The sequence below is a fragment of the Acinetobacter sp. RRD8 genome (genome assembly GCF_031844225.1).
Classification (GTDB): Bacteria; Pseudomonadota; Gammaproteobacteria; order Pseudomonadales; family Moraxellaceae; genus Acinetobacter.
In genome coordinates, this window is sequence record NZ_JAUZUU010000003.1 from 62468 (window position 1) to 87948 (window position 25481).

23 protein-coding genes, 5 tRNA genes and 1 riboswitch are annotated in these 25481 nt (G+C 44.1%); of the genes, 17 read left to right on the forward strand and 11 right to left on the reverse strand.

What is annotated here, in order from left to right; translation table 11 throughout:
- Nucleotides 1-12: 12 nt before the first annotated feature.
- The gene (thiC, locus tag Q9R24_RS04425) at nt 13-1908 is read right to left on the reverse strand and encodes a phosphomethylpyrimidine synthase ThiC (protein ID WP_311203794.1); all 1896 of its coding nucleotides are present in this window, start codon (nt 1906-1908) and stop codon (nt 13-15) included.
- 88 nt (nt 1909-1996) lie between these two features.
- Nucleotides 1997-2129, reverse strand: a riboswitch (TPP riboswitch).
- Between the two features lie 108 nt (nt 2130-2237).
- Complete coding sequence (locus Q9R24_RS04430) at nt 2238-3269, reverse strand: hypothetical protein (RefSeq protein WP_311203795.1); 1032 nt, start codon at nt 3267-3269, stop codon at nt 2238-2240.
- 292 nt (nt 3270-3561) lie between these two features.
- Here Q9R24_RS04430 and Q9R24_RS04435 point away from each other — a divergent pair, with 292 nt between their 5' ends.
- The gene (locus Q9R24_RS04435; RefSeq protein WP_311203796.1) at nt 3562-4911 is read left to right on the forward strand and encodes a TolC family outer membrane protein; all 1350 of its coding nucleotides are present in this window, start codon (nt 3562-3564) and stop codon (nt 4909-4911) included.
- A gap of 91 nt (nt 4912-5002) precedes the next feature.
- Entirely contained in the window at nt 5003-5722 is a 720-nt protein-coding gene (gene phoU / locus Q9R24_RS04440) for a phosphate signaling complex protein PhoU (protein ID WP_005108465.1), read from the forward strand.
- Nucleotides 5723-5782: 60 nt separating this feature from the next.
- On the opposite strand, the gene Q9R24_RS04445 is transcribed toward phoU, so the two are convergent.
- Nucleotides 5783-7585: an ABC transporter ATP-binding protein gene (locus tag Q9R24_RS04445; RefSeq protein WP_114541455.1), complete on the reverse strand. Its 1803-nt coding sequence runs from the start codon at nt 7583-7585 to the stop codon at nt 5783-5785.
- A 151-nt stretch (nt 7586-7736) separates the two neighbouring features.
- On the opposite strand from Q9R24_RS04445, the gene Q9R24_RS04450 reads away from it, so the two are divergent.
- Entirely contained in the window at nt 7737-8357 is a 621-nt protein-coding gene (locus tag Q9R24_RS04450) for an alpha-ketoglutarate-dependent dioxygenase AlkB (protein WP_195725481.1), read from the forward strand.
- Between the two features lie 63 nt (nt 8358-8420).
- Here Q9R24_RS04450 and ruvX read toward each other — a convergent pair whose 3' ends face one another.
- The 3 genes from ruvX to Q9R24_RS04465 all read right to left on the reverse strand — a co-directional run bounded on the left by ruvX (nt 8421) and on the right by Q9R24_RS04465 (nt 10678).
- Nucleotides 8421-8864 (reverse strand): Holliday junction resolvase RuvX, encoded by a 444-nt coding sequence (ruvX, locus tag Q9R24_RS04455; protein ID WP_311203797.1) that lies wholly within the window; start codon nt 8862-8864, stop codon nt 8421-8423.
- Entirely contained in the window at nt 8857-9411 is a 555-nt protein-coding gene (locus tag Q9R24_RS04460) for a YqgE/AlgH family protein (protein WP_004281085.1), read from the reverse strand. Before Q9R24_RS04460 ends, ruvX begins: the two co-directional genes overlap by 8 nt.
- A gap of 515 nt (nt 9412-9926) precedes the next feature.
- Nucleotides 9927-10678 (reverse strand): IS5 family transposase gene (locus Q9R24_RS04465; protein ID WP_404976560.1). Its coding sequence is split into 2 segments (ribosomal slippage): nt 9927-10447 and nt 10447-10678, totalling 753 coding nucleotides; the frame shifts between segments, so codons are not numbered across the junction.
- A gap of 239 nt (nt 10679-10917) precedes the next feature.
- On the opposite strand from Q9R24_RS04465, the gene Q9R24_RS04470 reads away from it, so the two are divergent.
- Genes Q9R24_RS04470 through Q9R24_RS04485 form a run of 4 tightly spaced genes read left to right on the forward strand, consistent with a single transcriptional unit; the run spans nt 10918 to nt 14348 of the window.
- The gene (locus Q9R24_RS04470; protein WP_034438391.1) at nt 10918-12276 is read left to right on the forward strand and encodes a COG3014 family protein; all 1359 of its coding nucleotides are present in this window, start codon (nt 10918-10920) and stop codon (nt 12274-12276) included.
- Between the two features lie 19 nt (nt 12277-12295).
- Nucleotides 12296-12697 carry a YcfL family protein gene (locus Q9R24_RS04475; protein ID WP_005248406.1) on the forward strand — a complete coding sequence of 134 codons (402 nt, stop codon included), beginning with the start codon at nt 12296-12298 and terminating at the stop codon, nt 12695-12697.
- A gap of 12 nt (nt 12698-12709) precedes the next feature.
- Nucleotides 12710-13309, forward strand: a complete 600-nt coding sequence (gene lpoB, locus Q9R24_RS04480; protein ID WP_005108476.1) for a penicillin-binding protein activator LpoB — start codon at nt 12710-12712, stop codon at nt 13307-13309.
- 52 nt (nt 13310-13361) lie between these two features.
- Nucleotides 13362-14348 (forward strand): CsgG/HfaB family protein, encoded by a 987-nt coding sequence (locus Q9R24_RS04485; protein WP_005108477.1) that lies wholly within the window; start codon nt 13362-13364, stop codon nt 14346-14348.
- A gap of 86 nt (nt 14349-14434) precedes the next feature.
- On the opposite strand, the gene recN is transcribed toward Q9R24_RS04485, so the two are convergent.
- Nucleotides 14435-16096: a DNA repair protein RecN gene (recN, locus tag Q9R24_RS04490; protein WP_311203798.1), complete on the reverse strand. Its 1662-nt coding sequence runs from the start codon at nt 16094-16096 to the stop codon at nt 14435-14437.
- 440 nt (nt 16097-16536) lie between these two features.
- Between recN and Q9R24_RS04495 the strand changes: the two genes are divergently transcribed.
- The 3 genes from Q9R24_RS04495 (at nt 16537) to Q9R24_RS04505 (ending at nt 18674) form a co-directional block, all read left to right on the forward strand.
- Nucleotides 16537-16860, forward strand: a complete 324-nt coding sequence (locus Q9R24_RS04495; protein WP_004281089.1) for a pyrimidine/purine nucleoside phosphorylase — start codon at nt 16537-16539, stop codon at nt 16858-16860.
- A 134-nt stretch (nt 16861-16994) separates the two neighbouring features.
- Nucleotides 16995-17744: a 23S rRNA (guanosine(2251)-2'-O)-methyltransferase RlmB gene (rlmB, locus tag Q9R24_RS04500; protein ID WP_311203799.1), complete on the forward strand. Its 750-nt coding sequence runs from the start codon at nt 16995-16997 to the stop codon at nt 17742-17744.
- A 6-nt stretch (nt 17745-17750) separates the two neighbouring features.
- The gene (locus Q9R24_RS04505; RefSeq protein WP_005108480.1) at nt 17751-18674 is read left to right on the forward strand and encodes a DMT family transporter; all 924 of its coding nucleotides are present in this window, start codon (nt 17751-17753) and stop codon (nt 18672-18674) included.
- 21 nt (nt 18675-18695) lie between these two features.
- Here the strand turns inward: Q9R24_RS04505 and coaE are convergent, their stop codons facing one another.
- Genes coaE through pilB form a run of 4 tightly spaced genes read right to left on the reverse strand, consistent with a single transcriptional unit; the run spans nt 18696 to nt 23151 of the window.
- Nucleotides 18696-19295 carry a dephospho-CoA kinase gene (gene coaE, locus Q9R24_RS04510; protein ID WP_311203800.1) on the reverse strand — a complete coding sequence of 200 codons (600 nt, stop codon included), beginning with the start codon at nt 19293-19295 and terminating at the stop codon, nt 18696-18698.
- Between the two features lies 1 nt (nt 19296).
- Nucleotides 19297-20160 (reverse strand): A24 family peptidase, encoded by an 864-nt coding sequence (locus tag Q9R24_RS04515; protein ID WP_311203801.1) that lies wholly within the window; start codon nt 20158-20160, stop codon nt 19297-19299.
- Nucleotides 20161-20177: 17 nt separating this feature from the next.
- A complete protein-coding gene (locus Q9R24_RS04520; RefSeq protein ID WP_253144382.1) occupies nt 20178-21410 on the reverse strand; it encodes a type II secretion system F family protein in 1233 nt (410 codons plus the stop codon).
- Nucleotides 21411-21441: 31 nt separating this feature from the next.
- Complete coding sequence (pilB, locus tag Q9R24_RS04525; protein WP_311203802.1) at nt 21442-23151, reverse strand: type IV-A pilus assembly ATPase PilB; 1710 nt, start codon at nt 23149-23151, stop codon at nt 21442-21444.
- A gap of 277 nt (nt 23152-23428) precedes the next feature.
- Between pilB and tpiA the strand changes: the two genes are divergently transcribed.
- The 7 genes from tpiA to Q9R24_RS04560 all read left to right on the forward strand — a co-directional run bounded on the left by tpiA (nt 23429) and on the right by Q9R24_RS04560 (nt 25408).
- Entirely contained in the window at nt 23429-24220 is a 792-nt protein-coding gene (tpiA, locus tag Q9R24_RS04530) for a triose-phosphate isomerase (RefSeq protein ID WP_311203803.1), read from the forward strand.
- A 13-nt stretch (nt 24221-24233) separates the two neighbouring features.
- The gene (secG, locus tag Q9R24_RS04535; RefSeq protein WP_005248398.1) at nt 24234-24563 is read left to right on the forward strand and encodes a preprotein translocase subunit SecG; all 330 of its coding nucleotides are present in this window, start codon (nt 24234-24236) and stop codon (nt 24561-24563) included.
- A 53-nt stretch (nt 24564-24616) separates the two neighbouring features.
- Nucleotides 24617-24701: transfer RNA gene (locus Q9R24_RS04540), tRNA-Leu, on the forward strand.
- Between the two features lie 54 nt (nt 24702-24755).
- A tRNA-Met gene (locus tag Q9R24_RS04545) sits at nt 24756-24832 on the forward strand.
- Nucleotides 24833-24912: 80 nt separating this feature from the next.
- A tRNA-Met gene (locus Q9R24_RS04550) sits at nt 24913-24989 on the forward strand.
- A gap of 68 nt (nt 24990-25057) precedes the next feature.
- Nucleotides 25058-25134 (forward strand) — tRNA-Met (locus Q9R24_RS04555).
- A 197-nt stretch (nt 25135-25331) separates the two neighbouring features.
- Nucleotides 25332-25408 (forward strand) — tRNA-Met (locus tag Q9R24_RS04560).
- Nucleotides 25409-25481: the final 73 nt, after the last annotated feature.

Here is a 25481-nt window from a genome sequence, read left to right on the forward strand (position 1 = left end):
TTTTTTACAGTTTTATAGTTTGTGGTATAAATTTTGACCAGAGTTGTGGAAGCTGGCTTTCATCTGATCCATGCCGGCTTCAATTTCGGCCTGAGAGCTTGCTGGCTGATCAGGATTGGCCTGTTGACTGGCATAATCACGAACATTCTGGCTAATCTTCATTGAACAGAACTTTGGTCCGCACATGGAACAAAAGTGCGCGGATTTATGCGCGGCTTTCGGCATGGTTTCATCATGCATGCTGCGCGCCGTGTCCGGATCCAGACTCAAGTTAAACTGGTCTTCCCAGCGGAACTCAAAACGCGCCTTGGACAGGGCATTATCCCGGGCCTGTGCTCCCGGATGACCTTTGGCCAGATCGGCTGCATGCGCGGCAATCTTGTAGGTAATAATGCCGTCTTTGACATCCTTTTTATTGGGTAAACCGAGATGCTCTTTCGGCGTCACATAACACAGCATTGCGGTGCCGTACCAGCCAATCATCGCGGCTCCTATTGCCGAAGTAATATGGTCATAACCCGGTGCGATATCGGTGGTGAGTGGCCCCAAGGTATAAAAGGGTGCTTCTTTACAGACTTCCAGTTGCAGATCCATATTTTCCTTGATCATATGCATCGGGACATGCCCCGGACCTTCGATCATCACCTGAACATCATGCTCCCAGGCACGATGGGTCAGTTCGCCCAAAGTTCTGAGTTCGGCAAATTGTGCTTCGTCATTGGCATCCTGCACACAGCCTGGACGTAAGCCATCACCCAGACTGAACGATACGTCATAAGCTTTCATGATTTCGCAGATTTCATCGAAATGGGTATACAGGAAGTTTTCCTGATGATGTGCCAGACACCACTGCGCCATGATCGAACCGCCACGCGATACGATACCGGTCAAACGGTTGGCCGTCAGCGGTACATATCTTAAAAGCACGCCGGCATGAATGGTGAAATAGTCCACGCCTTGTTCGGCTTGTTCAATCAGGGTGTCTTTAAAGATCTCCCAGCTCAGGTCTTCGGCCACACCATTGACTTTTTCCAGTGCCTGATAGATTGGTACGGTTCCGATCGGCACTGGAGAATTCCGGATAATCCATTCCCGGGTTTCATGAATATTTTGGCCAGTCGAAAGATCCATGATCGTGTCTGCACCCCAGCGCGTGGCCCAGGTCATTTTCGAGACTTCTTCTTCGATACTTGAACCGAGTGCAGAATTACCGATATTGGCATTGATTTTGACCAGAAAATTACGCCCGATAATCATCGGTTCCAGTTCCGGATGATTGATATTGGCCGGAATAATCGCGCGGCCGGCGGCGACTTCCTGACGCACAAATTCTGGCGTAATTTCAGTCAGGTTTTTTGCACCAAAATTCTGGCCCGGATGCTGCCGCATATCGACACCATCGAGTTGACGTAGGTTTTCACGAATGGCAATGTATTCCATTTCCGGTGTGATAATGCCTTGCTTGGCATAATGCATCTGGGTGATGTTGCGGCCGCATTTGGCTTTGCGTGGTTTTTGAATATGCGCGAAACGGATCGCAGCGGTACGGATATCGCGTAAACGCTGGCGGCCAAATTCAGAACTGAGCTGATCCAGAATTTCACTATCGTTGCGCTGCTCAATCCAGCTTTCACGAATATTCGGCAGACCTTTGTTCAGGTCAATCGTCACGTTGGGGTCGGTATACACACCCGAAGTGTCATAGACCATCAAAGGTGGATTATGTTCGCCGCCCAGACTGGTCGGGGTTTCACTTAAGGAAATTTCCCGCATGGGTACCTGAATATCAGGACGGGAACCTTGCAGATAGACTTTACGTGAAGCGGGTAGAATTCGCGTTAAATCGCGTGCTTCCTGTTCATGAGCGGAGAGAGAAGTTTCAGAAGAAAGATTCGTTAACTGGTTCATGGCTATGATCCTTATGAATGACATCAACGAATCAAGCACGACCAAAAACGTAGGCAGATTTATCCTGAACAGATAAAGCAAGGGCTGGGTTTTTAGCTGGCTTGATTCCTACGCAGGTATTAACCTGATCAGGTTCAACGGTACTCATGCTCAATTCCTGATAACAATAAAAGGAATCACATGATCTCAGCGAGGCATTACTCGCGCTCCGTCAAGCGAGGCTAAAGCTTAGCTCAGTTTAGGCAGAATAAACAGGTCTAAATCGCTCAACTTTAAGCAAGGATTGATTTAGACATGGTCATACTGATTGAAGGTGAAACTGATCCCAACTAGATACAGATGGCATCGGTAAAACAGTCTTTATCATATTTTTGTGAAGGTGGACTGATCTGGGCATAGTACAGAATCTGTTCTGCTTCCGAGCGGTTTCTATAATCGGCAGGCAAGACTTGCTGGCGCTGTTCCGGAGTCATGTCCAGAAACTCCAGAAATAGGCGTGCCTGTGTGGACAGCGTTGATTTCTGGCCGCTCGACAGCCCGATAATAGTTTCCAGATGACTGGTATCCACGGCATAGCGATCGCGATAATCTTCCGACACCGGTGATTGCTCGGTACCTCTAAACAGGAAATAGGTATATTGCTTCAGCAGATATTCAGCATCGCGTTTATAACTGCTATTCGGATAAGTCTTGAGATAGTCTTCCCAAAGCAGACTGCGGGCTGCAATATCAGCGGCTTCAATCTGCAGGCGTTTTTCCGTCAGCACCGGCTCCATATTCTGTTCCGCCAGATTTTCAATAAAGGCTTTTTCAGCGGCTGGTAAATAAGGGGCAAAAATACGCACCAGATATTCCGGGCTGCGGCGATAATGTAAAGTGCCATCACCCAGATCCAGCAGTTCTACATAAGCCTGCCCCTTGTGTTTTAACAGATACTGGTCACGTGAGGTGAGCTGTTGAAAATGCGCATGCTGAATGGTCGGATGCTGGGCCATTTCCAGTGCATACTGCTCAAAGGCGCGTTGCTGAAATTCGGTGCGATCTACCTTTAAAAAGCGCTGATACATTTCGGTAGAGCGTTGCATCAGGTGCTTCTGCTCCGCCAATTCCATCAACGGCAGGCACACTTTAAGATCCTGATTAATTTGTTCCAGCGCAAACGTCGTGCGCTGGTCATTAATCTGGGACATATTTTTTTCAATATTCTGGCACATGAGGCTAAAGTCACTGACTGGACTTTGCGTTTGCTTCGCCTCAGTCTGTTCGACCTGGATCTGTGGATCTGAGGGCTGTTGGCAGCCCCCAAGAAGCAGCACGCTACCAGCAAACAAACAGGCTTTGAATATCGACGGGAATGGCATTAACACTATGCTTCAGGACTCTGTATATATAGGTGAATTCAGAAAATAACGGCCTTACTGGGAGATATTGTATAGATCAAACTAAAATACTATGTTTAGTATTGTGAATTGCTTTGTTACATTGCCGGTATGGGAGCCAGAAAATTGAATTAATGATGGATAAAAATTGATCTTTATATTAAAAAATTAATAAAAATCATACGTAAAAATTCAAGAGATCTCTTTAGTATGGCTTAGCTTAAAGCGCCAGAATTTTTTGATCTGAATGGCTGTTAGGGGTTAACACTATAAAATGAAATTAAAACTCAGTGTCATGGCCGGTTTATTGCTATTAATTAGTCCGGCGATTTTTGCCCTGGATTTACAAGAAGCGTATGCACGCGCCCAGCAAAATGATCCAAATTGGCAGGCGAATGTGTTGCAGTACCAATCCGATCAGCTCAATCTGGGGATTGCCAGCGGAAATTTGCTGCCGACCGTGACTTTATCTGGGAATGTGACCCGTAAAAACCAGTCGACCGATACACCGGCCGATCCACAATTTGCCAGTTTGACTACCTCAAGTACTACAACCCGTCAGGTGGCAGTTACTGCACGTCAGCCTTTATTCCGCTGGGATGCCTGGCAAGGCTATAAGCAGGTCAAGACCTCGGTCGAACTCAGTGAAGTCAATCTGCGGCTGCAAAAACAGCAGCATATTTTACAGGTGGCCGAAGCTTATTTTAATATCTTGCGTCAGCAGTCTTTGACTAAGGCTTATTTACAGGAAGAGCAGGCACTGTCTGAACAGTTACGTATGATGAATGCTAAGCTCAAAGAAGGTTTTGTAGCGCGTAGTGAGGTCAGTGAAGCTAATGCCCAGTATCAAAGTGCCCAAGCCAACCGGATTTCGACTAAAGTTCAGCTGGTACTGGCCCAAGAACAGCTGGCACAGTTAATCGGCCCTTATCAGGAAAATCTGGCGGTATTACGCAACGATTTCCAGTTCCAGAAACCGGTTCCAAGTGATATGCAGTCCTGGACCGAATTGGCACAAAACCAGAATCTGAATATTCTGCAAGCGCGTCTGCAAAAGCGCTATTCTGAAGATGCCAAACGGGTCGAGCAGGCTGCACTCTATCCGCAGGTCGAAGCGGTCGGAACCTATGGCTATTTAAAGCAAAGTCCGGCCACGATTATCTCCAGCAATGGAGATTTCGACCAGATAGGTGTGGAAGTGAACTGGAATGTATTTAGCGGTGGACGCACACAAAAAAGTATCCGTCAGGCCGGTGTCAATGTGCAAAAAAGTGAAGCGCAACTGGATGCGGCCATCCGCAAAGCCAATACCGATGTGAAACAGTCTTTTATGCAAGTAGAAACCGATCAGGCCAAACTGAATGCACGTAAAGCCGCGATGGACTCTTCGGAAATTGTCTCACAAGCGTCTAAAGCCCAATATCAGGAAGGCTTAAAAACCATGGTCGATGTGTTGCTGGCACAGCGTAATGCCTTTTCTGCCAAGACCGATTATTTGAATGCCAAATATGATTATCTGTTGCATGTGCTGCAATTGCAGGCCTCGGTCGGGCAGTTAACCGAAAAGGAACTGGCAGAGCTGAATGCCTGGCTGATTGAATATGATTCGCCTCAGCCTCTATGAGGCTACTATTGTCATCAAACTTTCATCATAGATATGCTTTAATATGATTTATTATTGATCATTGTCCTCTATCGTTCAGGAGTAGCTTTCCTTGTGTCCAAATAATCCTGTATTAAGTCATCACATTTCTTCGCAATTTAATGAAGAACTGCAGGACGTAAATACCAAATTCATGACGATGGGCGGACTGGTAGAACAGCAGGTAGCTAATGCCATTCATGCCCTATTGGACACAGATGTCTCAATGGCAGTAGATGTGCAGTTTCAAGATAATGTCGTCAATCAGATGGAACGAGATATTGATGAAGCGCTGACCCTGATTCTGGCGCGCCGTCATCCTGCCGCGATTGATTTACGTATGGTGCTTGCCATGTCCAAGGCCAATACCGATCTGGAACGGATTGGCGATGAAGCCTCGAAAATAGGCCGAATTGCACAAAGCTTATGTGAAGAGGGCGGCTCACCGCGCGGTTATATGGAAACCCGGCATATTGGCAACCAGGTGCGGGTGATGATTCATGATGCACTGGATGCTTTTGCGCGTCTGGATGTAGATCAAGCTTTGAAGGTCATGTTGGCAGATGCGGATATTGACCGTGAGTATCAATCAGCCACACGTACGCTTATGACTTATATGATTGAAGATCCGCGGCATATCAGTCGTGTCATCAATGTATTATGGGTGCTGCGTTCGCTAGAAAGAATTGGCGATCATGCCCGGAATATTTCGGAACAGGTGATCTATATGGTCAAAGGTTTTGATGTGCGTCATACCAGCGTTGAAGAAATTGAACAGAAAGTTCAGCGTTAAACGTTCCAGACTTAAATAAAAAAACCTCCAGCTCGGAGGTTTTTTATTGGGATAGAAAAGCTAACTATGAGTTTCTTCCTCAGCATCATCTTCAAAAGTTTTGGCAATTTTTTCAATATTTAGGCTCTTGGCCATCGCATCAAAGATTTCCTTATATACGCCTTGCTGATGATAAAGCTGATCGTGTTCACCATGTTCAGCAATCGTTCCTTCTTTCATCACATAGGTATAATCTGCATCAATAATCTGCGACAGGCTATGCGAAATGATGATCACGGTACGGCCTTGCTTGATCTGGTCCAGACTTTGTTTGATCTGTTCCGTGGCAATTGCATCCAGACTCGCCGTCGGTTCATCCAGAAAAATGATTGGTGGATTTTTCAGGAACATCCGTGCCAAGGCAATCCGTTGCTGCTGGCCGCCAGACAGCATCAAGGCATCGCTGTCATAGCCATCCGGTAACTGTAAAATCTGCTCATGAATCGAGGCTTTTTCTGCCGCTTCAATTACATCCTCCATTGAGGCAGTAGTTTTGCCGTAGCGGATATTGTCAAAGATGGTGCCCTGAAAAATATGGTTTTTTTGCAAGACCAGACCAATATGATCGCGTAGATATTGGGTGTCATAATCTTTCAGATTAATGCCATCCAGTTTGATCTGGCCTTGCTGCGGTTCATAAAATTTATCCAGCAGACTGATCAGGGTGGATTTTCCGGCACCCGATAAGCCCACCAAGGCGGTAATTTTATTGGGGCGAATTTCCATATCAATATCTTTCAGAGCATGGTGGCCGTTTGGATAATAAAAATTCACGCCACTGAGTTCAAACTTGCCTTGGACAACCGGTTTCTGCTGACCGCTTTGTTCAATTTCATCATCGGCTTCCAGAATCTTGAAAAAGCTTTCTGAATAGATCATGGCATCATTCACTTCATCATAAATCCGGTGCAGGGATCGGATCGGGGCAGAGACATTGTTAAATAGCAGCACATGAAACATGATCATGCCGATACTCATCTGGCCATCCAGCACAAAGTAGGAGGTTAGAATAATGATGAGTACAATCCCGATCTGTTCCAGAAAAGTTTTCAGGCCATCAAACAGGAAACTGGTCTGGCGGGTTTTCATCTGATTGTCGGTCAGTTCGCGCTGTAATCCCAACTGCTTTTCCGATTCAATCGATTCTCGGTTAAAGGATTTGATTACGGTAATCGAATTGATGATGCTGAGAATGCCTTGACTCTTTTTCTCCCGGCCATCGCGAAGACTGCGGCGCCAGCCCCCGAGTTTTTGCGCCTGTTTATAGGTCAGCCAGAAATAGATCGGGACAATGGCAGTTGCAACCAGACCGACATAGACATTGGCATAGTACATCAACCCCAAAGCCACAATGGCACTGGTAAATAATGGTAAAATATCAATAAAGAAGATTTGTACCAGACGGGTCAGTGAGCCAATGCCACGGTCAATCCGGGTCTGTAATTTACCGGCCTGGTTATTTTCCTGATTAAAAAATTCCAGACGATATTTTAAAAACTTTTCAATAATCCCCTGGGCCAGATCCTGAGAGACAAAAATCCGCAGTTTCTCTCCATAGAACTTCTGCCCGAACTGGACAAAGGCATTAATAATTTCTTTGCCGAGCAAAATTGCCGAAATCGTGATCAGAATATGCCAGCCTTGTTCCAGTCCTTGACCGGCTTCGAGTAACGAATTGATACTGTCGACCGCATATTGCAAGGTAATGGCATTGACCTGTGCGGTGAATGAACCGATCAGGGTGAGAATCAGTGTGGCAATCACCAGCAACCGGTAAGGCTGAACAAAGGGACGAAGTTTCTGAAACAGCTGCCATAAGTTCATAAAAGGATTATTTTTATTGTGAAAGTTGAATTCAGTCTAGGCAGGAATCATGCCAGCCACAAGCATAAATGTTGTAGTCATTTGTGAAGAGCAGTTGTAATCCTTTAGGTCGAATGTCAGTATTTTCATGTGGATACTGGATCTGATTGATATGACGCTCGATTTATTTGCACCCCAGCCGCAAGCCAATGTATTACCTTTTGATGGGGTAGTAGAAGATTATGGCCTGATTTTGGATCAGGAACAAAGCCAGCAGTATCTACAGCATTTTCTCAGTCAGCTGGCCTGGCAACATGATGAAGTGCATTTATTTGGCAAGCACCATGTCACAGGTCGCCAGGTGGTCTGGTATGGCGATGAACATTATCAGTATCGTTATTCTGGTACGCTCAAACAAGCTCAGGTATGGACACCCGGATTATTCCGTTTAAAGCAGCATATTGAAATTCTGGTCGGTCATCCCTTTAATTCCTGTCTGGCCAATTTGTATGAAGATGGTTCTCAAGGCTTGGGTTGGCATAGTGATGATGAACCGGCGCTATATACAGGCACTTCTCGGGAAAATGTCATCGCTTCTCTGAGTCTGGGAGCCACCCGCAAAATGAGCTTTAAGCATAAAATTCGCAGTGATAAAGTCGATGTGCTGTTACATAGTGGGCAATTAATTGTGATGCGTGGCGCGACACAGCAACACTGGAAGCACAGTATTAGCAAAACCAGCAAAGTTTTGACACCACGAATTAACCTGACTTTTCGTTATTTTTATCCTTAAGAAGCATTTTTGAGCATAAAAAAGCACCCTAAAGGATGCTGATTTAAAAATTTTCAAAACAGATTAAGGCGTGATCCCGGCAGGATGACGATACCAGCTTTCGATCAACAAGGCAGCTGCAATGCTGTCGGCAGAGAGTTTCTTGCCGCGACCTTGAGCCTGATAATGCTCCAGTTCATCGCGTGCTTCACGGGTGGTCAGACGTTCATCCACCATCCAGGTTTCAATATTGGTCTGATGACGTAAACGGCGGGCAAATTTTCGCGCCCGTGTCGACAGCTCGGATTCACTATCATCCATGTTCAATGGCAAACCGACCAGAAATAAATTCGGTTGATGGCTTTTCACGATTTTGAGCAGTTCATCCCAGTTGGGGATACCATCTTTCATGGGAAATAAGGGCAGGGGATTGGCACTTGCAATCAGGGATTGTCCAACTGACATTCCCATTTTTTGTGTACCAAAATCAAACGCCATAATGGTTTGTGGCACGTTTACATCAGGCATGTCCAATCTCGGAAGATAACCAGTTGCGGTCTACACCCATTTTTTTATAGGCAGCGTCCCAACGGTCGTTATAAGGGAGGTTAAAAATCAGATCCATATCGGAATCACAAATCAGCCAGTCACCACGGGCAATTTCCTGTTCCAGCTGGTGTTTGCCCCAACTGGCATAACCGAGGGCAATCTGATAGCGACCGACCCCTTCATTATGCGCAATGGCATCCAGAATATCTTTGGAAGTGGTAATGCAGACATTTTCACCTACGGCGATGGAGGAATGCCAGGTCGGCTGACCAGTATGCAAGACAAAACCGGCCTCAGGGCGTAAAGGGCCGCCTTGTAATACTTCATGCGGATTGACATTGTCTGCTTCAATATCAAGATCATTCAGCAATTCTTTAATTTGAATGCCGGCAGGTCGATTGATAATGATGCCTTGGGCACCATCTTCATCATGACGCGCGAGATAAATGACCGTCTGTGCAAAAAAATCATCATTCGCATGCGGTGGTGCAATCAGACAACGATGTGTCAGAAACTGTTTGGTCACCTGAGCAGTTCTCCCAAAGTCAGTATGCTATGCAGTCTGAAAAAGTGAAGCATGGCCTACGGGCCTAATTGTAATCACTCAAACAGCGGCTTTCTTCCTGCTAGTTATCCCATAAAATGCTTAGGCTGACAACTTGGATATGGGGTAAATCAGGCATGAACAGGTTAAGGCCGGTTTTAAAATTCCTTTTAAAAAGACCTTCAGTGATTTTATTTAAATGATGGGAGGTAGTTTTAAGCGTTTTTTATTTATGCTAAAACAGCCAGATAAACCGAGTAAAAACTTACTTAAATTTTAATAAAAAATATTAAATATATTGTGGTGGAATGAATTAAATAATAACAATAGATCATTCATGGTTAAAAGTAGACTATATATAGTTTCTTGCTTTTAAATAGAATTTATCTGAAAACTAAAGGTAAGTTATTACAATCTCAGCTCATTAATTAAGCTCTAACTATATTTCGATACATAGTTTCAGGTGATTAAAATATGGTCAATATTAGGGCGTGTCCTCATTTGGCTTTACACCAAATAAACATGCAAGCAATGTAAATCATAGACTGGTAATTTCGTGCAAGCTTATCAAATCGGGTTGCAATCGCTCGGAAATGCTTCAATCTCGCAAACACATTTTCAACTAAATGTCTTAATTTATATAGATATTTATCAAACTCCTTATTCGATCTTTTACTATTTGATCTCATTGGAATGATGGGAATCATATCCTTGTTCTGGGCATATATTCTAATGCGATCAGCATCATACCCCTTATCAGCAATGAGATAAGTTGCCTCGCCTACAGTATCAATCAGTTGTTTTACAACTTGACTGTCGTGGACGCCACCCCCAGTGATTTTAAAATCAATCGGTAATCCATTCGCGTCGGTTGCAAGATGTATTTTTGTTGTTCGTCCACCACGTGATTGTCCAATTGCTCTTTCGAAACCATTCCGAGCTCCACTTGCATGTTGATGCACGCGTATGTAGCTTCCATCAATGAATACCCATTCCTGATCCAGAATGCCTCGTAATTTAAAAAAAATTTATCCCATAATCCCTTACTTACCCAGCGATTAAAGCGATTGTAAGCAGTTTGCCAAGGGCAAAGTTCTTGAGGAATATCACGCCATGTCGCACCCGTACGTAGTTTCCATAAGATGGCTTCCATGATATTTCTACTATTTTTTGAACAGTAACAACCGTGTAATCGCATAGTATCTTGAATTTGCTGCCCAATATCATCGGTAAGAAGAGTACGTGCCATTGAAAATATAGAAATAAAAATAACTCAAAGGAGGATTTTAAGTATTTAAAACCAATTCTTCAAATGAGGACACGCCCTAGGCAAAAAACTATAATATTTGTTTATTTATGTAATAAATTTGCGATATATTGTACAGAATATTTCAATTATTATACAAAATATACATATTGAAACCATATTGCTTTGTTCGTAGAATGCAGAAATTTTCATCTTTAATTTATTTTTTTAATGGGGTTGTTATGCATCATATTTTAAAAGGGACTTTAATTTCTGCGCTATTTTCTGTGTCGGTCACTTCACAGGCAGCAGTATTTAGTAGTTATAATGAAGAAGGTAGTTTTTTCCGTAGTCATTTGAATAGCGCTTTATCTGAAAACCTCATTACTCAGTTTAAGGACAAAGCTGATTCAAAGGATGGAGTTTTATATTTACTTGAACAAGCCCGCTTATTACAAGTTAACCATCAATATGAAGAAAGCCGAGATTATTATAAGCAAGCCTTTACGCTGTTAGAAAAACAAAAAAATCGGGCCAAAATTAGTGTGTCCCGAATGGGGTTTAAGGCTCTTGCCATGGTCAGCAATGACTCTGTAGTGCCTTATCTGGTACCAGCACATGAGCAGGTGCTGGCGCATATTTCCCAAGCTAAAAACTATATTTTCTTAAAGGATCTGGAAGCTGCTGCGGTAGAAATGCGCGTGGCTCAGGGCCTCCAGCGTGAAATCGAATTGTTGCACCAAAAAGAACTAGAAAAGAAAAAAGACAAAGTAGCTAAAAACACGGAAGCAGAGAAGAATCTAAGTGTGCTGGATGAAGCTTTTGTCGGTCTGGACCCCATAGCCGGCAAGATTAAGAACAGCTATCAGAATGCCTACGCTTTTTATATGGCAGCCAATTTATGGGAAACCTTGGGTGAATACAATGATGCCTTGGTTGATTATAAGAAAGCTTATGAGTTACAACCAGATAAGCAAATTTCCGAAGACGTGAAACGTCTGGATCAACTGGTCACACAGCATAAGAAGGGTAGTGTTCCGGTGATTGTATTTATCGAACAGGGAATTGTACCGCAAAAGGTGGAAAATAAAATTGATGTCCCTACACCAGGCGGTTTAATCAATATTGCTTTTGCGACCTATGAACCAAGTACCTATGTGATACCAACTAGCCTGAAAGTGAAAGTCAATAATAAAGCTTTACAAGACAGTTATGTGATTAGTGATATTGGTGCTTTGGCCGTCAAGGACCTCAAAGAAAAAATTATGGCGAATGTGAGCAGTCAGGTGCTGCGCGCCACTGCAAAATATGCCGCACAAAAAGAACTTGGTAACCAGTTTGGTGTGTTTGGTCAACTTGCCGGTAACGTCTTAAATATGGCGACTGAGCGTGCTGACTTGCGTGGCTGGAGTACCTTGCCGAGTAATGCCCAGATTGCGCGCTTAAATTTAACGCCGGGCAAACATAATTTACAACTTTCTAGCGGGAGTGTATCTAGCTCTCCGGTCACCCTAGATGTGAAAGCCAATCAAACAGTGTTTGTCTATGCCCATCATGTTAATGACAAAATTACGGCTAGTGTAAGCACCATTCCACATTAATCATAAATAAGGGAACAATATGAAACGTCAATTTAGCTTTGCTGTACTTGGTTTAGGGGCGCTGTTCATGGTGGGTTGTACCGCACCGAATGCCTTATCTACCCAAACCAATGCCAATAATGAAATGAGTATCCGCACCATTACCAATAATCCGGTATTAACTACGGAAGTCTTTGTGGAACGTGTGAATATGAGCTTGGTTGGTGATTTAAAGCGTGCTTCAATCGCGATCAAAAACCGCCGTTTTAACAATAAAGATTTTAGCTACAAGATTGTTTGGGTGGATGCACAAGGTGTGGAAGTTAATCCTGAAGGTGCCATCTGGAAGCCGATCCAGTTAACCGGACGTGAAACCAAAGGTGTGCAGTCCTTGGCGCCAAATCCATCTGCTGTTGATGTTGTTGTGTATTTGAAAAAATAAGAGAGACTTGAAATGAACGCAAAATTGATTTTCGCCGCATTGGCAACTACGACACTGCTTAGTGGCTGTGCCTCTACTGGTTCAGTAAGTTATGGTGATGCCCAAGCAGTCGAAACCTTAACCACAGACTTTGGTTCAACTGACTTGCAAATGATTGCAGCCAAAATGGTGGATGACATGTTGATGTTCCCGCCAGTGGTGCAAATGACCCAAAACCGCCGTCCGGTCATTGTCCTTGATCGGATTCATAACAAAACCCAGGAACATATCGATACCGAATCGATTACTGACAGTATTCAGAACAAACTAATCAATTCTGGAAAATTTCGTTTTGTTGATATGAAATCGGTGAATGCGGTGGCACAGCAGCTAGCTTATCAAAAGCAAAGCGGTATGGTGAACCAGTCAACAGCAGTACGTGCCGGTGGTCATATTGGTGCCGAATTTATGCTAAATGGCAACTTGTCGAGTATTGTGAAGAATGCCGGTGGCAAGAGTGATGTGTATTACAAGTTCACTTTTAAATTGCAAAACCTGCAAACTGGTATCGTAGAGTGGACTGGCGAGAAAGAAATCCGTAAGGCAGGCAAACGCTCGACTTTTGGTCTGTAATTTCAATGAAGGTCACTGTGCTTTTGGCACAGTGACTGTAGAAGAATATAATATGAAAAAAATATTACTTGCAGGCCTGTTGTCTGGATTGTTGAGCGCTCCGGCCTTTGCAGCCATTAAAGAAGTGGTTAAAGAAGCCAGTGGAAGTGGTCCAACTCAACACCAGGCGATTTCTGAAGCCTTATTAATTGCTGTGCAATCGGTAAATGGTGCTTCAGTTTCTTCCCAAATGAATTATGAAGAGACTGTTTCTGTATCGGTGAATAATCAGGGCTGGAGTTATAACGGTAAAGTTTCACCAGTTTTTAGTGTGGCAAATCAAGGTTCAGGTTCAGTGACCAAGTTTCAGGTACTGAGTGTGACGGGTGCAAAAAATAATTACCGTGCCAAAGTTCGCGCACATGTGGTGAAGTTTGAATCGACTGTACAAGACCAGCATTTGCGCAGGATTGCAGTATTGCCATTCCAGATGGCCGAGAAAAATAACCGACTGGCCAATGACACATCTGCCTATGAGTTTAGTCAGGAATTATCCGATACTTTAGGAAATTATCTGGCTCAAAGCGGACAGTTGAGTGTGGTAGATCGTCATTATCTGGATGAAATGCAGTCTGAAAATGCATTCCTGTATTGGGATGGTGCACCGCATGAGCTGGCGCGTATCGGTCAGAAAGTTGGAGCAGACTATTTACTGGTGGGACGAATTAATGATCTGTCTAGTGCCAGCCATCAGCAAATGTATGGTTTGAATGCCGGCGCTGAACAAGTGCGTTTAAGCTGGCGTGTCATTGAAGCCAATACCAGTAAAGTGGTAGCAGCGGGCACTTTCAATCGAACTCTGTCTAATTTAATGACACAGAATATTCTGACCAATAGTTTAAATGACAGTACGGCGGATAAAATTGCTCAGGGCTTAAACCCGGAAATTTTACAGGGCTTAAAATTACAGCCTGTACAGTCTCAGACTGGTCAATCTTATGATTCATCACCGGGCTATGAAATGACGCCAGGTTCAAGCGATCAACCTGTAAAATGGTAAGTTAATATTAGTTCGAATGATTTTTAACACATAAAGAATCTCTGACCTAAATGCAGGGATTTTTTATGTGTCGCTTTACAAGTAGCTCAAGCCTGCTGAAATTTCAGCTGACGTAACTGGCGGGCATGTTGCAAGGTGGTTTCACTAATCTCTACACCGCCTGTCATTCTTGCAAGCTCCTGAATAATTTCATTTTCTTCAAGGTTGATGATTGTGCTGCTGGCAGGATCAGTCTGCTGTTTTTTTACCAGTAGATGCTGATCAGATTGTGCTGCCACTTGTGCCTGATGGGTAATACACAGAATCTGTACATGCTGGGCCAGATCGGCCAGTAAACGCCCGACAATCTCTGCGGTACCACCACTAATCCCGACATCAATTTCATCAAAGACCAGCACTTCAGCTTCGGTTTTTTCCGCATTCATGACTTGCATCACTAGCGCAATACGCGAGAGTTCACCGCCTGATGCAACCCGGGCCAAAGGCTGTGCCGGAATGCCTTTATTGGCAGTAAACAGCAATTGAATAAAGCTGAGACCTTCACTAGAGGGATGCTCCAAAGGCTCAAACTTGAACTCAAAATGTGCTTCAGGCAATGCTAGTTGTTTGACCTGCTCAGTGAGCTGCTTGGCCAACGGTGCTGCGGCTTCACGGCGAATCTGATCCAGATGTTGGGCTTTATCCAGAAACTCCTGATAAGAAACCGCGACCTGTTCAGCCAGTGTTTCCGGATCTTCCAGTTGATGCAGCTGTTCTAATTCGGTTTGCCAGGCTTCATATTCTTCTTTGAGTAATTCTGGCTGGGTACGATATTTACGTGCCAGACGATGGAAGATTTCCAAAGTTGAATTCAATACTTCCATACGTTCCGGATCAAAACTTTGCCGATCCATGAACTGGCGTAAATTCGCTGCTGCATCTTCAAGTTCGCTTTGGGCATTCAGCAGGGAAGTATAAATCCCGGAGAGCTGCTCACTGCGTCCAGCATGCGATTCGACCCGACGCATAATTGATGCCAGTTCCTGAGTGATATTCTGTTCAGCTTCATCCAGCACATTCAGACTATAGACACAGTCCTGCATGATGGCTTCATGATGCGAGAGCCGATCAAATTCCTGCTCAATTTCCGGATAATCCGTCTGAACAATGTCTTCCAGTTCTTCTAGCTGCAGTTCCAAGGTTTCCATGCGTTGCTTACGGGTCGCTTGTGCATCTAGCGCTGCCTGATGCTGACGAATATTTTTCTGCCAGGTGCTATAAGCGTCCCGCACTTCCTGAGCTGGTGTATAAAAATTGCTATAGCGATCCAGCCAGTGTTTTGGATAAGGTGGTTCCAGAAGTTGCTGCTGGCTATGCTGGCTATAAAGTTGTACCAGTAAACGCCCAATTTCTTTCAGTTCAGACAGGCTGCTCGGACGTCCATTGATCCAGGCCTTGCTGCGGCCAGTGGCAAAAATCACCCGGCGTAAATGAATTTCACCTGACTCATCATCCAGTTCATGTTCTTTTAACCAAGCGGCTTCAGGACTGTGTTCCTGATAGCTAAAACTGGCAGTGACATCGGCTTTTTCTGAGCCATAACGCACATAATTGGTATCGGTTCGCTCACCCAAACAAGCAGACAATGCATCCAGTAAGAGGGATTTACCTGCACCGGTTTCACCGGTTAAAACGTTAAAACCTTTATCAATATCAATAGCAAGATGCTCGGCTAAAGCAAAATTGATCAGAGTTAAATGTGTCAGCATAAACGCATCCGGGCTGCGAAAAGTTTGATTGAAATAGCCTGATGTTGGATTGGGGTCACAACATGGCTGTGATTATTATAAATCAGGATGAATCAATTTCATTCTATCTTAAATTTTAACGATTCATATATGCTTATTTCACTGTATTTTCGCAAGAAGCTGACTCAGAAGTCCGTTAATTCACTGCTGATTTTCATATTTTTGACATCCCCAATCTTTAAATTAATGACTCAATTCAGCTTATTTCAAAAGAGAATGCACAAATCGAAACTGAAGCTCATCTACCAGCAAAATACAGGCCAAAACATCCTACAAATAGAAGGGATTCAGCGATACAGAATATTTTATCGGCGTCGATAAACTTCGATTGATTAGTTGAGGGTGCACATTTAAACTACAGCAATCAAAATATTACAAAATGCTTTATCTGGAGAAATCGCATGTCAGCTCAGTTTGATCATGTATCTGTACTTAAAAAATCTAATGTATATTTCGGCGGGTTGTGTATTAGCCACATTGTACAATTTGAAGACGGGACCAAAAAAACTTTGGGTGTCATTCTGCCATCAGAAAATGCCTTGACCTTTGAAACACATGTTCCTGAGCGCATGGAAATTGTTTCAGGTGAATGCCGTGTTCAGATTGGCGATAGTGAAGAAAGTGAGTTGTTCCGTGCGGGACAGTCTTTCTATGTGCCGGGCAATAGCCGTTTTAAAATTGAAACCGATGATGTGCTGGACTATGTCTGCCATTTTGAAGGTTAAGTCCAGATTCAAGATCAGTGCAAACCGTGCAAGAAATTTCAGTGCGAATCGGTTAAACTAATCAGCCATAGAAATCCTGTGAAGTCAGCTTTACGGGATTTTTCTTTTTTATATAACTAATCTAGAGGTCGTTCATGGCAAAACCTGAATATTTTTATGGCGTACATTCAGTGGAGTCATTGTTAGAGCTTGAGCCTGAACGTGTCTTGACATTATTCACTCTCAAAGGACGCGATGATCAGCGTTTAAAGCGTGTGCTGGAACTGGCTGAACCGTTTGGGATCAGTGTGCAGCAAGCCAGCCGTGACAAACTGGAGAAATTGGCCGGGCAACCGTTTCACCAAGGCGTGGTCGCTGCGGTACGTGCTTATCCAACCCTGAATGAAAAAGATCTTGAATCACTGTTGAGCGCAAATCCTCAAGCGTTGTTATTGGCCCTGGATCATATTACCGATCCGCATAATCTCGGTGCCTGTATCCGTACAGCCGCTGCAATGGGTGTGGAAGCGGTGATTGCGCCACGTGATCGTTCAGCTACCCTAACTCCGACAGCACGTAAAGTGGCTGCAGGTGGTGCGGACAAAGTCAAATTCATTCAGGTGACCAATCTGGCGCGTACTTTGGGTCAAATCAAAGAAGATTTTAATGTTCGTGTTGTGGGTACCATGCTGGATGAAAAAGCACTACCGATCCAGAATTTTGATTTCACCGGTACCGGCGTCTGTGTGGTGATGGGTGCGGAAGATACTGGCCTACGTCCGATTACGCAAAGCCAATGTGATCAGACCGTGTATATCCCGATGGCAGGTAATCTGCAAAGTCTGAATGTCAGTGTGGCTACAGGTATGGCACTGTATGAAGCCTGCCGTCAGCGTAACCTTTAATTGATGATGGCATTGTCAGACCGTACCCAAGGCTATGTTTTTTTAGTTGTTACCATGTGCATCTGGGGCGGTTTTACCTTAACGGCCCGCCTGAATGCACTTTGGCAGATCAGTGCCTGGGATATTGTGGCCTTGCGTTTTTCTCTGGCCTTCCTGATTCTGATGCCGATCTTGCTCTATCGTAAAGAGGCCGCTTTTTTACTGAAAAAAGAGCCTTTTATTTTAGCGATGATTGGTGGGGTGATTTACTGCCTGTTTGCCTATAGCGCTTTTCACTACGCACCTACCGCCCATGCTGCAATTTTCTTGAATGGCTGTATTCCAATCTGTACCGCGATTATGGCTTTTTTTCTGATGGGGCAGGCTTTTGATAAACATACCTGGGCCAGCCTGATCATTATGATCGTAGTACTATGTCTCATGAGTATGCTGATGTATAGGGAAACTGGTGTGGCCTTTGGAGCAGGAGACGGACTGTTTTTTATTAGTGCTATACTTTGGGCGATTTTTACCGTTTTATTGCGTAAATATCAGCTAACTGCATGGCAGGCAATGTGTGGTGTCGCGATCTGGTCGGCAGTGGTTTATGTGCCGATTTATCTGCTATTTTTACCGAAAAACCTGAGTGTGCCTGAACCCGAGCATTTACTGTTTCAGACCATTTTTCACGGCATATTTGTGGTGATTATTGCTACTTTAAGTTATGTAGAAGCCATCAAGCGTCTTGGTGCATTTAAGGCAGGCAGTATTACCAATCTTGCACCTTTTATTGCGGCAATTCTGGCTGTACCTTTATTAAATGAAACTTTAAGTCTGGCCATGGTGTGTGGCCTGATGGGTATGGCAGTTGGGGCCTTACAGCCATGGCGCTGGTTACAGCATCAGGACAGTCTAAGCCGAAAATTAGCAGAACAAAAAAAACAGTCTTAATTAGACTGTTTTTTTTATGCTTCAGCTGGCTGCCATGTTTAAATATTTTTGATGTAATAGTCTGAGATGGGCATAGAGATGATCCAGATGACCATCATTTAGGACAATATCATCGGCCATGGTCTGCTTTTGTTCGCGGGACATTTGGGCAGCAATGATATTGCGAATTTGTTCGATATTCTGGCCGTCACGTTGTGAGGCCCGCTCAATTTGCAGTTCGATGGTGGCGTCAATCAGTAAGGTATGCTGGGTGAGTTCGTGCTGATTGGTTTCAAATAAAAGTGGTGAAACCAGAATGGCATAGGGACTTTGCGCAGCATGTAGTTGCTGGATAATGGAAATGCGAATTGCCGGATGAGTAATACTTTCCAGGGTCTTGCGTGCTTCAGGAGATTGGAAGATATATTCACGTAAGGCACGCCGATTCAGTGAGCCATCGGCAAGCAGTACCCAATCGCCAAAAGCCTGCTGAATCTGGGTAAGTGCAGGCTGCCCAAGTTCGACCACTTCACGTGCTACCACATCGGCATCGACTACCGTGATCCCTTGTGCTTCAAACCAGTGACTGGCAGCAGACTTGCCACTGCCAATCCCACCAGTTAAACCGAGTACAAATTTCAATTTATTGACCTAAATACACTTTCATAATTTGTTCACCCCAAAGAAAAGCAATCCAGCCGGCAATCGCAATATAAGGACCAAAAGCAAAAGGCTGATTTTCCTTGCGAACTTTTAGCAGAATGATGCCAATAATCGCACCTACCAGGGAAGACAGCAGCACAATTAAAGGCAATAATAATGGACCCATCCAGGCGCCCAAAGCCGCAAGCAGTTTAAAATCGCCATAGCCCATACCTTCTTTACCGGTGATGATTTTAAACAGGTAATACACTATCCATAAACATAAAAAGCCAATGATGTAGCCCCAGATGGCAGAGCTTGGGGAGGTATAGAGTGCATAACTATTTACGCCCAGACCTAGTGCAGCCAGGGGCAGGGTATAACGGTCCGGTAATAACTTGGTATCAAAATCAATAAAGGTTAGGGCAATCAGCACATAAGTCAGGATCAGTCCAAACAGCATTTGCATTGTCGGGCCAAATACTGCTACGACAAGTAGTGCACAGGCCGCGGTCAGAAGCTCAATCAGTGGATAGCGGATACTGATGGGATTCTGGCAGTTGCCGCACTTGCCGCGCAAGACCAGCCAGCTGATAACTGGAATATTCTGGTACCAGCGGATTGGCTGATGACATTTAGGGCAAGTCGAAGCGGGTTTGCTTAAACTTAATTTCGCTTCATCAATCACCGGCTGTTCCGGATGCAAAAACATCTGGCAATCGGTACGCCATTCCTGTTCCATCATCTTGGGAGTGCGGTAGATCACCACATTCAGAAAGCTGCCGATACATAAACTAAAAAGCCCAACTGCGATATACAACGCCGTTGGGTTTTGAATAAAATAAGAAATAATATTACTGAACAAGATATTTAACCTGCTGATTAGCCAACGACTGAACCCATTTGGAAGATTGGAAGATACATGGCAATTACCAGACCACCGACAAGAACACCTAGAACAGCCATAATCAATGGTTCCATCATCGAGGTTAAGCCATCTACTGCATTATCAACTTCATTTTCATAATGGGTAGCAACTTTATCCAGCATGGCATCTAATGCACCTGATTCTTCACCAATTGCGACCATTTGGATGGCCATGGAAGGAAACTTGTTGGTGACCCGCATGGCAAACTGTAGCTGTTGACCAGTAGCGACATCTTCACGGATTTTCATCACAGCATTTTCATAGACTACATTATTGGTGGCGCCGGCAGTAGATTCTAGTGCATCAATCAAGGGTACCCCGGCTGCGAAAGTCGTGGCCAGAGTGCGACTATAACGGGCAATAATCGCCTTATACACCAGATCCCCGAAAATCGGTGCCTTGAGCGCTGCTTTATCCAGAAAATCACGGAATTTTTTACTGCGTTTTTTGGCTTCTAAAAATGCTGTAATCGCTATCCCGATACCAATAATTAATAGGAACCAGTATTGCTGGAACCAGTTAGACATGTTGACAACCAGTTGTGTAAAGGCGGGAAGATCAGCACCAAAGCCTTGAAATAGTTCTTGGAATACAGGAACAACCTTAACCATTAAGATGATAGTAACAGCAATAGCTACCACTATGACTGATATAGGGTATTTCATAGCTTTTTTGATTTTTTGCTTGAGCAGTTCGCTTTTTTCTTTATAAATTGCTACACGATCGAGCATAGTTTCAAGAGCACCCGATTGTTCACCTGATTCAACTAAAGAGCAAAATAAATTATCAAAATACTGTGGATATTTACGCAGTGCTCCAGCGAAAGTGTTACCCCCCTCGACTTCACCTTTAATTCCCAGTACAACTTCACGCATGGATGGATTTTCCAGACCTTCTGCGACAATCTCAAAGCCTTGTACCAGTGGTACCCCGGCTTTCATCATGGTCGCCAATTGTCGGGTAAAAATCGTAATATCCAGTGTTGAGACTTTTTTCTTCATCAAGCCTTCGAGAATATTTTTTTTCTTTTCCCGAATGGTCTTGATGCTGATACCTTGTTTTCGAAGGGTGACCTTGGCCAAAGCCATATTTTTTGCTGGCAATTCTCCCTTGATCTTTGCCCCTTTACGATCAATTCCTTCATAGCTGAAGATCGGCATCATCTGGCCTTTCTTTACTGCTGCCATACCTTTATCCTTATTTTAGATCAGCGCCCGATCATTCGCTGGTGACACGATTGACTTCCTGTAAAGAAGTCACCCCCTGCATCACCTTGACTAAACCTGACCGGCGTAAATTGTTAAAACCTGCACGTGCGGAAGCATCGGCAATTTCAAGTGCATTGCCGTCCTCCATAATAATTCTGGAAATTTCGGGTGTTACTTTCATGACTTCATAAATACCCACACGACCCTTATAGCCTTCACGACATTCATTGCAGCCCACCGGTTCATAAATTTGGAACTCAGGTTGCTGCAAGTCGGTTTCGGTAAAACCCATCTCCAGTAAGCTTTGTTTCGGAATATCGGCAGGTTTTTTACATTGTGAACACAAACGACGCGCCAACCGTTGTGCAATGACCAGGTTGACTGAAGTGGCAATATTGAAAGAAGGCACCCCCATATTGCGTAAACGGGTCAAAGTCTCAGGCGCACTATTGGTATGCAGCGTCGACATCACCATATGACCGGTCTGCGCCGCTTTAATCGCAATCTCGGCAGTTTCCAGATCCCGGATCTCACCGACCATTACGATATCCGGGTCTTGACGTAAGAAGGACTTTAGTGCCGCAGAGAAGGTCAGGCCAACTTTATTATTGACGTTGACCTGATTAATCCCTTGTAAGTTAATCTCGACCGGATCTTCCGCTGTCGAAATATTGGTATCTTCACGATTGAGAATATTCAGACCGGTATACAGTGAAACGGTTTTACCGGAACCTGTTGGACCAGTGATCAGGAGCATGCCTTGCGGTTTGTCCAGCGCTTGCATAAAAAGGTCTTTTTGTTCCGGTTCATAACCTAGTGCATCAATTCCCAACATCGCGCTGGAGGGATCCAGAATCCGCAGTACCAGCTTCTCACCAAACAGGGTAGGGAGAGAGTTGACACGGAAATCAATGGCTTTATTTTTAGAAAGTTTTAATTTGATTCGGCCATCTTGCGGTACCCGTTTTTCTGAAATGTCCATTTGCGACATGACTTTAAGACGTGAAGATAAACGAGTTGCTAGCTGTAGTGGTGGTGTTGCAATCTGGCGTAATACCCCATCGACCCGGTAACGTACCCGATAGATTTTCTCATAAGGTTCAAAATGTAAGTCTGAAGCCCCCATACGGATCGCATCTATGAGTAACTTATTGATATATTTAACAATAGGGGCTTCTTCACCCTTGTTACTGTCATCCTCTTCTTTATTCGGATCAGCAGATTCGACATCAACATCCAGATCAAAGTCTTCATCAAACTCAAAGGTACTTTCTTCGGTAAAATTCTGCTCGATCAGTTTTTCAAGTTTATTGTGTTCAACAATAATGGTTTCAATATTGAGTTTAGTCGAAAAACGGACTGCATCAATTGCTTCGATATTGGTGGGGTTACTGATCGCAACATATAAAATACTGGAATTTTTAAAAATCGGCAGGATGCGATGCTTGGTAATCAGCTTTTCATCAATCGCATCCCGCAAAATTTGGGCAGGATCATAGGCGCTGATATCAAACAGCGGTTCGCCAAATTCAACTGAAATCGTTTCAGCAATGACGGTCGGAGAAAGCTGCTGCTGGTTAATTAACTCAGCCACAATATCGATTTTTTCTTGTTTGGCATGCGCTAATGCACTGCGCATATCTTCAGCCGAGATGACGCCTTCCTCGACCAAACGACGAATAAATCCGGTAAATCTTGGCGACCCCTGTAATGCTGTCATGCTATAAATGCCTACTCATCAAATTCTTTTAATTGCTATACTAAAATTATACGTTTGTTACGTAAAAATACCATAGCCAAGAGTGCTGCTAGCTTCCTCATCTCCAGTAAAAGCATGAACTGGTTGGAAGAAGTCCCCATTTTTTTAAGTGATAACAAAAAATAACCATTTTGGATAGTCTAAACTGAGAATGAGTGATAAGAAAACTATTCTTTTAATTTTCCAATTCCGTGTAGAATGTGCCCAATTCAAAATATGTAAATGAAATAGGTTAATTATGTCGGTTTCGACGATTACCCCTTGGGTGATAGGTAACTGGAAAATGAATCCGGTGCAGGCAGATGCATTGAGCTTGGTGCGTGGTATTAAGAATTTGCTGGAAACTGCGCCAATTGCCGAAGATCAATGTCATTTAGGTGTGGCACCGATTGCCATTGCCTTAAGCCAGATTCAGGCAGAGCTGTCATCTGCGGTTCGTCCGATTTATACCGTAGCACAAGATGTTTCACGTATTTCTGGAACAGGTCCCTACACTGGTGAAGTCAGTGCTGAATTGTTGGCCGATAGTCAAATTCACTATGTACTAGTGGGTCATTCTGAGCGCCGTGAAATATTTGCGGAAAATGCTGATATTTTAAATGCGAAAATCAAGAATGCCTTAAGTGCCGGTTTGACCGTGATTTATTGCGTTGGTGAAAGCCTGGAACAACGTGAAGCAGGGCAGGCAGAAGCTGTAGTGCTACAACAGATTTGTGATATCGCTGCTGTGGTTGAAGCCGAACAATGGAAAAATATCGTGATTGCCTATGAGCCGATCTGGGCGATTGGTACAGGTAAAACAGCTTCTCCTGAAGATGCGCAGGCCATGCATGCACAAATCCGTCAAGGTTTAAGCCAGATTACGGGCTATGGCGAGAGTATGGCGATTTTATATGGTGGTAGTGTCAAGCCGGAAAATGCAGTAGAGTTAGCAGCCTGCCCAGATATCAATGGGGCATTGGTCGGTGGTGCATCACTCAATGCTGAGTCGTTCCATAAAATTGCTCATGCATTTGCAAATACACAATAATTAGGAGTTCAGCATGCAAACTTTTGTGCTGGTAGTACATATTATCTTAGCTGTTTTGATGATTGTCTTGATTTTGGTTCAGCATGGTAAAGGTGCAGATGCTGGTGCCTCTTTCGGCGGCGGTGGTGCAGCGACAGTATTTGGAGCTTCAGGTTCGGGTAATTTCATGACCCGTTTAACTGCGATTTTTACTGCACTGTTCTTCGTGACCAGTCTGACTTTGGCGATTTTGGCCAAGCAACAAACCTCGAATGCCTATAGTTTGGGATCTGTTCAGTCTGCGCCGACCGTACCTGTGCAATCGAATGAAACTTCACCAACTGCACCAGAAACGACCGAATAGTTTTAATTAATCCTTTCTTTTTTTCAGTGATACGACTAGAATGCGTCACAGCTGCGGTGGTGGTGGAATTGGTAGACACGCTACCTTGAGGTGGTAGTGCTTTCGGGCGTGGGGGTTCAAGTCCCCCCTTCCGCACCAACTTATAATCCAGAAATTTAAGTTGGTGTATGCAGCTGAAAAAACTTCTGTTGATGCGGGATGGAGCAGTCTGGTAGCTCGTCGGGCTCATAACCCGAAGGTCGTTGGTTCAAATCCAGCTCCCGCTACCAATCAATCCTTTTAGAAGACGCAAACTTTCAAGAGGCAGCTTAAACAGGTTTTAAGTTGAGAAATTTAATTTGCATGTTGATGCGGGATGGAGCAGTCTGGTAGCTCGTCGGGCTCATAACCCGAAGGTCGTTGGTTCAAATCCAGCTCCCGCTACCAATCTTTTAAAGATGCAAACTTTAAAAGCAGTTTAAGTCTTTTAAACTGAAATGTTATTTGTACGCTGATGCGGGATGGAGCAGTCTGGTAGCTCGTCGGGCTCATAACCCGAAGGTCGTTGGTTCAAATCCAGCTCCCGCTACCATTTTAAATGGTTTGGTAAGTGTTATTTATAGATCTAGTTGATGGCCTGTCGGGCTCAACCCTCTATAAACTGGCGAAGGTTGTTGGTTTACATCCGGCTCCCACTACCAATTTTTCAGTGACAGATGACAAATATGCAGAATGATGTGGTTTTGATTGAAAAGTTCTCATCTTTTGTATATAATTTTTGCACGTTGATGCGGGATGGAGCAGTCTGGTAGCTCGTCGGGCTCATAACCCGAAGGTCGTTGGTTCAAATCCAGCTCCCGCTACCAAGTTTCTAAAAAGAGGCTCACAACAAGGTGGGCCTTTTTGCACAGTGGGATTTGAAAAAATCTTAAATTGTGC

Bases quoted from the DNA above. Each gene is read 5' to 3' on its own strand.
- thiC (WP_311203794.1), bottom strand. From the start codon at position 1,908: ATGAACCAGTTAACGAATCTTTCTTCTGAAACTTCTCTCTCCGCTCAT.
- Q9R24_RS04430 (WP_311203795.1), bottom strand. From the start codon at position 3,269: ATGCCATTCCCGTCGATATTCAAAGCCTGTTTGTTTGCTGGTAGCGTG.
- Q9R24_RS04435 (WP_311203796.1), top strand. From the start codon at position 3,562: ATGAAATTAAAACTCAGTGTCATGGCCGGTTTATTGCTATTAATTAGT.
- Q9R24_RS04445 (WP_114541455.1), bottom strand. From the start codon at position 7,585: ATGAACTTATGGCAGCTGTTTCAGAAACTTCGTCCCTTTGTTCAGCCT.
- Q9R24_RS04450 (WP_195725481.1), top strand. From the start codon at position 7,737: ATGACGCTCGATTTATTTGCACCCCAGCCGCAAGCCAATGTATTACCT.
- ruvX (WP_311203797.1), bottom strand. From the start codon at position 8,864: ATGCCTGATGTAAACGTGCCACAAACCATTATGGCGTTTGATTTTGGT.
- Q9R24_RS04470 (WP_034438391.1), top strand. From the start codon at position 10,918: ATGCATCATATTTTAAAAGGGACTTTAATTTCTGCGCTATTTTCTGTG.
- Q9R24_RS04475 (WP_005248406.1), top strand. From the start codon at position 12,296: ATGAAACGTCAATTTAGCTTTGCTGTACTTGGTTTAGGGGCGCTGTTC.
- lpoB (WP_005108476.1), top strand. From the start codon at position 12,710: ATGAACGCAAAATTGATTTTCGCCGCATTGGCAACTACGACACTGCTT.
- Q9R24_RS04485 (WP_005108477.1), top strand. From the start codon at position 13,362: ATGAAAAAAATATTACTTGCAGGCCTGTTGTCTGGATTGTTGAGCGCT.
- recN (WP_311203798.1), bottom strand. From the start codon at position 16,096: ATGCTGACACATTTAACTCTGATCAATTTTGCTTTAGCCGAGCATCTT.
- Q9R24_RS04495 (WP_004281089.1), top strand. From the start codon at position 16,537: ATGTCAGCTCAGTTTGATCATGTATCTGTACTTAAAAAATCTAATGTA.
- rlmB (WP_311203799.1), top strand. From the start codon at position 16,995: ATGGCAAAACCTGAATATTTTTATGGCGTACATTCAGTGGAGTCATTG.
- Q9R24_RS04505 (WP_005108480.1), top strand. From the start codon at position 17,751: ATGGCATTGTCAGACCGTACCCAAGGCTATGTTTTTTTAGTTGTTACC.
- Q9R24_RS04520 (WP_253144382.1), bottom strand. From the start codon at position 21,410: ATGGCAGCAGTAAAGAAAGGCCAGATGATGCCGATCTTCAGCTATGAA.
- pilB (WP_311203802.1), bottom strand. From the start codon at position 23,151: ATGACAGCATTACAGGGGTCGCCAAGATTTACCGGATTTATTCGTCGT.
- tpiA (WP_311203803.1), top strand. From the start codon at position 23,429: ATGTCGGTTTCGACGATTACCCCTTGGGTGATAGGTAACTGGAAAATG.
- secG (WP_005248398.1), top strand. From the start codon at position 24,234: ATGCAAACTTTTGTGCTGGTAGTACATATTATCTTAGCTGTTTTGATG.